The sequence below is a fragment of the Microvirga sp. KLBC 81 genome (assembly GCF_003075415.1).
Lineage (GTDB): Bacteria > Pseudomonadota > Alphaproteobacteria > Rhizobiales > Beijerinckiaceae > Microvirga.
This window is the reverse complement of sequence record NZ_QDAH01000155.1, coordinates 1-5,992: the sequence shown is the minus strand read 5'-3', so window position 1 is coordinate 5,992 and position 5,992 is coordinate 1. Positions and strand designations below refer to the sequence as shown.

Annotated in this window: 5 protein-coding genes; 2 read left to right on the top strand and 3 right to left on the bottom strand. The window is 55.5% G+C overall.

The window, feature by feature from the left end; all coding sequences use genetic code 11:
• Together DC522_RS35570 and DC522_RS32115 are read left to right on the top strand one after the other, a co-directional pair.
• On the top strand, positions 1-739 hold a 739-nt coding region (locus DC522_RS35570), incomplete at its 5' end, for a hypothetical protein (RefSeq protein WP_205769892.1).
• A gap of 291 nt (positions 740-1,030) precedes the next feature.
• The gene (locus DC522_RS32115; RefSeq protein ID WP_116532505.1) at positions 1,031-1,402 is read left to right on the top strand and encodes a hypothetical protein; all 372 of its coding nucleotides are present in this window, start codon (positions 1,031-1,033) and stop codon (positions 1,400-1,402) included.
• A 159-nt stretch (positions 1,403-1,561) separates the two neighbouring features.
• On the opposite strand, the gene DC522_RS32110 is transcribed toward DC522_RS32115, so the two are convergent.
• From DC522_RS32110 to DC522_RS32100, 3 genes are all read right to left on the bottom strand, one after another.
• Entirely contained in the window at positions 1,562-1,870 is a 309-nt protein-coding gene (locus tag DC522_RS32110) for an SWIB/MDM2 domain-containing protein (RefSeq protein WP_116532504.1), read from the bottom strand.
• Positions 1,871-2,959: 1,089 nt separating this feature from the next.
• Entirely contained in the window at positions 2,960-3,484 is a 525-nt protein-coding gene (locus DC522_RS32105; RefSeq protein WP_116532503.1) for a hypothetical protein, read from the bottom strand.
• A 13-nt stretch (positions 3,485-3,497) separates the two neighbouring features.
• Positions 3,498-5,882 (bottom strand): bifunctional DNA primase/polymerase, encoded by a 2,385-nt coding sequence (locus DC522_RS32100; protein ID WP_165820418.1) that lies wholly within the window; start codon positions 5,880-5,882, stop codon positions 3,498-3,500.
• Positions 5,883-5,992 lie beyond the last annotated feature (110 nt).

Here is a 5,992-nt window from a genome sequence, read left to right as displayed (position 1 = left end):
TGAATACGGGGGTGTTCTCTTCGTCATGGCTCCATCCTGTCAGGAGTTGGAGCCTCCGGGAATCCCGGCGCGGTTCAAGATGAAGCGGAATCCCAAGCCCTTCTCAGTTGAAATCAAGAAATCCCGCGGCCCCAGTCAGCGTCAGCACCTCCCACCAAGGCGCCTGTTTGAGACGATGCTGGCGGAGGCCACCAAGATCTTCCATAAGGACGAGCCTAAAGATGGGGCTGAACCGACGGCGGCCCCTCGCATTCTGCCGAGTATCCTTGGAGGCGGACCGGGCAATTCTGAGCCAGTTGAGCCTGTGCGTCGCAAGCAGGCTTCGAAAACAAAGGTCGATCAAGGGCAAATCGAACTCGATCTGGGTGCGATCATCTCTGAGGGAGGGGAGGGCGGGCCCGTAGCACCGTCAGCGATCTTGGAAGCCGGATCGCAAACTGATGCTGCTCCCGTCGCTGAAGAGGATGCAACGCCTGTCCGTGAGGCTCAGCTCCATGCCGCTGAGAGTGCGAAGGCGAAAACACGGAAGCCACGCGACAAGGCTCCTGAAGTTGTCGAACCGCTGATAGCCTCCGAACCTGTGTCAGAGCCGGATCTGCCGACAGAGATGGTTGAACCGGTGCCAGCGATGACATCGCTGGAGGCGGGCCGCCACAGACTGGCCCGGCGTCAGCGCGCTGCGGCTCAACTTCCCCGTCACGCACGTTGGAAGCGGCGCCTCCATCCGGCGGTCTGGTGAGGCCATCAGGCGCTCAGGCGAGGTTGGATACGGATGCCGTTCAACCTCATGCCGGCACCGTGCCGGACATGATCCTCGACATCGGGATAGTGCGTGAGCTTCATCTTCGGCCAGAACGAGCCCCATGGCTCTGCGTCGGCGACTACGCCGCCGGAGAGAAGGATCGATTGGAGACCTTTATCGTCTGACTTTCCTCGACCGTCAAAAACCGTTGGTTAACCATGAAAGCGCATTCTTGCGCGTGTGCTTCAAAGGCTCGGTGGGCTTCCTCTGACCTGGAGATGATTGCTCATGACGCAGAAACGCCTCAACGACACGATCGAGGAGAAGTTGGCGTTGATCGCCCCGACTGTGAGAGGCATCGAGGCCGGAGGGGATCAGCCCTACCTTCGTGAACTGCAGACGCTCCTCAGACAGCACCTGACGAGCCTTGTCATGTTGTTCGAGCGTGATCCGGGTCTGGATGCTGCAATCACGGATCTGTATGCTGCGGCGGCTGCCATTGTGAATGACACTGCGGCGGCTTTCCAGCCCCTTGCCCGAAAGCGCCGTCTGCTCAAGGAGGCTCAAACACGCTTTCAGGAGCGCATCGCGACCGCACGCCCGAACGGAAGGAGGGCCTCCGCTGCTTGGAGAGAGAACGAACTCTTCGTTGCTGCCTAACCTGAGCTTTCCGTCTCAGCCCGAGCTGTCGCGCTACCCGCACTTACCTGATGTCCCATCTGATGATGCGAGGCCGCGTGTGGGGCCTCTGCTCGGCTCAGGGGACGCCCACCTCGCCAGGAACTTGGCGAGGTGGGTCTGTCATCTCGTGGGACAGTCTCAGGAGAGATGCTGGGCGAGATGCTTGTTCATCTCGAACATGCTCACCTTGCTCTTGCCGCCGAAGACGGCCTGCAGCTTGTCATCGGCCAGGATCTCGCGCTTGTTCTGCGGGTTCTGCAGCTGATGGCCTTTGATGTACTCCCAGATCTTGCTCACCACCTCGGGACGGGACAGCGGGGATGAGCCGACCACTGCTGCCAGCTCAGTCGAGGGCTGCAACGGCTTCATCAGAGCCGGATTCAGCTTCCTGGCTGCCTTTGTCCCGGCATGATCCTGCTCTGTCTGAACGGCGTTAGACACCGACATGGTGAGCCTCCGTTGTTACGCCCGGCTGACACCAGCAAGGGCAAGACAGAGCGACCATGACCAGGGAAGAACTAACAGATCATTACCTCAGGACCGATCTGTCGATGTCGCGCCAGGAGCGGCCTCACGTGGGAGCACGAGTGCCATTCTGATCATGCTGCCGGAGCAGCCCAATGCTTGGGGTGGATACTTCTCATCGAGTGGATACTTCTGATCGAAATGCTTCTTATCAACCCGGAAAGACCCCGCGCTCTGCTCCAGAATGAACTGTTTTGCAAAGTTGACCTGTAGGCGGATGGTTTCGGATCTGAAGAGGAGGCCCTGTGATCGCGGGCTTTCCCGGCCGATGATGGTCCAACCTTATTCCGCGTGACGCCAAGTTCCCGTCGTGAGTTATTGCCGAGCGCGCCCGTGCTTGAACTACAGAGAAGGTTCTGCACTTCTCCGGCATACTTCAATCACTCAGCTAAACGGCCGATCCAGTTTCGAAGAGAACACATTGGCAGATCTACAGTCGATGATGTTAGACACCATGGGACAGCGTTAAACAAAATGAAGCAGAGAGAGGCGCAGCCGGACGGAATGGGATAACTTGGCCTTCGATCTCGCTTTGGGTCCTTCCACCTGTAGGCGGGCCGACGCGGGGGCCGCTGAGCGCGGTTCATGACCGTTTTCAAAATTTATTCCGAAAATGTCTTGGGGAAAGAGGGGGGTTAATTCTGTCACCGAAGGTGGTGACGGAATGGTGACGGAACTGGAACGTAATAAATATCTGAAATACATAAGCTATTTCCATTACTATTAATTGTGTCACCACTTGTTACGGGGAGGGGTGGGGGAGATCTTTGACCCCTCGCACCTTACAGTCGCCCCTGGTGTCAAGTGTCGCAAGCGGTGGCGAAATTGCTCAACTCGTTATGAAATAAGGGTTTTAGGCGCTCGATTCCGTCACCATTCCGTCACCGAGGTGGTGCCGGAATCGTATTGTTACCCTCATTGGTGATGACACCTCTCGATACTGCGCCAGGGCTCTAGGGGTGTCCGATGTTGTCTTAGCAAAAAACCCCGCTCACGCGGGGCTCTGCAGTCTCAGTGGACCTTGCGATATTTAGTATGGCTTGGTCCGCCCTCTATCCCGAGATCAACGATGATCCCGAAATCGAACAGCGCGAACTTCGCCCATGCCATCGCCATCTCGAAATCTTCAGCTTTCCCCGTGGACGAAAGCACCAACTCGGTCATTTCACCCTCGGTGATCACCTCAATCTTGTTCTCGATGATGTGGCACGCGATCAAATCAGCATAGACGGTTGTCTCGTGAGGGATGATGCCGTTGTCATGCAGAACTTCAGCAAGTTTCAGTCTCATATCACTCAAATCACGATATCGCCGCTTCCCCACCTTGCGCACCATTCTCCGCAGGGTGATTGCATCAACATTGACCTTTGGTGCGTCACTGGTATTGATTTCCTCCTGTTTAGGAAGGACACGGAAGTGCACCATGAACGCTTTCATTCCTCCCCACATATCGGCGACCGTCCGTCTCTCCATTTGAAAGATTTGCATAATTGCGCTCAGGAGCATGATTTGCTTGTCTACCGATATAGTTTTCATCTTCATTCTCCCTTTACGGTTTGATCTTACGCGCAACGTAGGCTTTCCGTTTCCGTCCTGCGCCCTCTTTCTCGATGTCCACTAACTTGATAAAGCCGTTACGCACGAGCCGGGCCAGCACCTCTTCGCCGTCACGGATACTCAGTCGGCGGAACGGGCGACAGCGGCGGGAGATTTCTCGAACCGTGAGACCATTGTTACCTGCACGAGTGATGATCTCGGCGACGGAATCACATACGTCTTCGATCGCTGTCTTTCCAAGGTTAGCGGAGAAGTCCTCGATCATCTGGTTGTGGTAGTAGCTGACGTAATCCCATGCCCATTCGAGGTGGTTTAGGCGAATGACCTCACTCTCGCAACTGACGGCGACAATGAGTGCAACGCGCATCGCAATTTCGCGCGTGCGGCCGTGAAGAGAGCCCATTCCGTTCTCTCTATCCATGGCGTTCATCTTCTTCATCAGCATCTTCTCATACTCTTTGAGCTGAAGCAGGCACTCCTCATCAAAGGGAACGATCCTCGGGGGGAACACATAGCTCGGATTCCCATATGCACGGTCGTCATCTTCTTTCGTGCCGCCGTGATCGTTGACGTACTTCTTCACCCATTGAGTCAACTCCCACGGAATTTCCGCATCAGGTACGTTCTCGCGACTCAACTGCCGTCCGAGAGGGCTTCTGACGATAATGAAGCGGTTCAGGTAGCCCGACTGAACCTCTTTGTTCGAGATCGCTTCGAAGAAAGTCTCAGGCGTCGTCATGCCTGTCTGCGTGAAGGCCGGGCGGACGATCTTCCGCTGCTTCGCGGCCTCGATTTGCTCCTTGCTCGCCTTTGCCATGGAGTAGCCGATGCCGCGTACAACACCATGCGGACGACTGAAAAGCTCCATCTGAAGCTTTTGAGTCTCACGCTTGAGGGTGTTGCTGGAGTCGCGGCCCGTAGACATATAGACGCCGTACTCGTCCGTGACAGTGATGCAGCGTGGTGTTTCCAGGAGATGCCAAAAGATAGCCGCTCCCGAGCTGAACTCGTCCGGTGCCAGAAGTGACCCCACACCGGCCTCTTCGAGAACTTCTTCGATCACGGTCTTGAAGTGCTCCTTCCCGGCAGTAGTCGGCGCCACGTTCATGAGAAAAAGGGTCGAGAAGTTATTCTTGTTGGTCTTGAAGTTGCGTCCAAGTACACCGGAGCCAATCGCCAGTGCGGCTTGTACGGCGAATTGCGGCTGCGGCTTCTCTGCGGTGGCATTGTAGTAGTCGACAACCAATTGCAGCTTGCCGGGAAAGCTCTGAAGGTGCTTTGGGACGTCAAGCTTGGGTGCTCCATCTTCAACCTCATCGTTGAGGCTATCGAATTCGTCCATGAGGCTTTGACGATAGTCCGCTTCATCTTCGTCAAGTTCATCGGCATAACCCGCGTATTCCGCCTCTCGTCGCGCCGCGCTCGCAGCTTTCATCACTGACCGCATAGTGAAGGGTCGGCTCGTGCGCTCTTTGAATGAATCCCAGTGGTCGCGCAGCTTTTTCAGATTGAACTTCTTACTCGGCTCGGAATATTCACGCCAAATCTCAAAACCGATTTTGGCGCCTCTGAACTCGTGCTTCAGTGCCATGCCAAGGTTGCGGTAGCCAAAGTAGTCCTCGCGCCAATAGCTTGGATCGAGAAACAGGAGCGCTTCTCGAACTTCCTCTCGTGTGAGTCCGAGCGGTCCGGTCTCATGGTATTCATTGTCATCCGCGTCAGGATGGACGAGTTGTTCGATCAGATCGCTCTTGACGTATGGGAGTTTGGCAGTCGGATCGAACTCAACCTCCCATTTATACGCCTTGCGGCTAATGGGGTGGATGGACGGCGGAATGACGACTTGTCTTCCGTTGCCGACGAGATCGATTTCCCAATAATTGTGTCGCCCGTGCTCATCCTCGAACGTACCTTCACTCGCAGCAAGACGCCTGGAAGCGAACGGCTTATCTGTCAGGAAATGGAAGTGGCGCGACTCGCCGTCCGACCCCGATTTGACGCGCGGCCAAGACCATACATTATGGCCTTCGAAAAGCGTTTCGAACTTGGTAAACGCCTTACGCCGGTATTTCGACTTACGAATGTCCATGTCGACAGTGTGCCAAAACAGCCCGTCGATTTCAGAAGGTTGGCCTGTACGAACTCCAAAGTTCTCTTTGCCGGTATATCGTGCCTTTAGCTCTTCGAGGGACAGCCTCGGCGCCTCCGTCCATCTTTCGCCAATAGGACGTTTGGAACACTTGTGAAGCAGGATGATTGAGCCGCCCATCAACACGAGATGTTTGACTTCGTTAATCCCTGCCTGCTCCTGTGCATGGGTGCTTCTAGTGCTGGGAGTAGAAAGAGAGGTCGCTACCTTCTGGTCTGCATTTGCCAAGATACGCTTCTCATCTATTGTCATAACTATACCTAGTCGACCCTGAACAACCCACAACTTGTTGCGGCTGAAGGATTCTTCGTCTTCGCGAAGCATTGTAAAATGCCGGC

Coding starts and splice junctions, on each gene's coding strand:
- DC522_RS32110 (WP_116532504.1), bottom strand. CDS start 1,870: ATGTCGGTGTCTAACGCCGTTCAGACAGAGCAGGATCATGCCGGGACA.
- DC522_RS32115 (WP_116532505.1), top strand. CDS start 1,031: ATGACGCAGAAACGCCTCAACGACACGATCGAGGAGAAGTTGGCGTTG.
- DC522_RS32105 (WP_116532503.1), bottom strand. CDS start 3,484: ATGAAAACTATATCGGTAGACAAGCAAATCATGCTCCTGAGCGCAATT.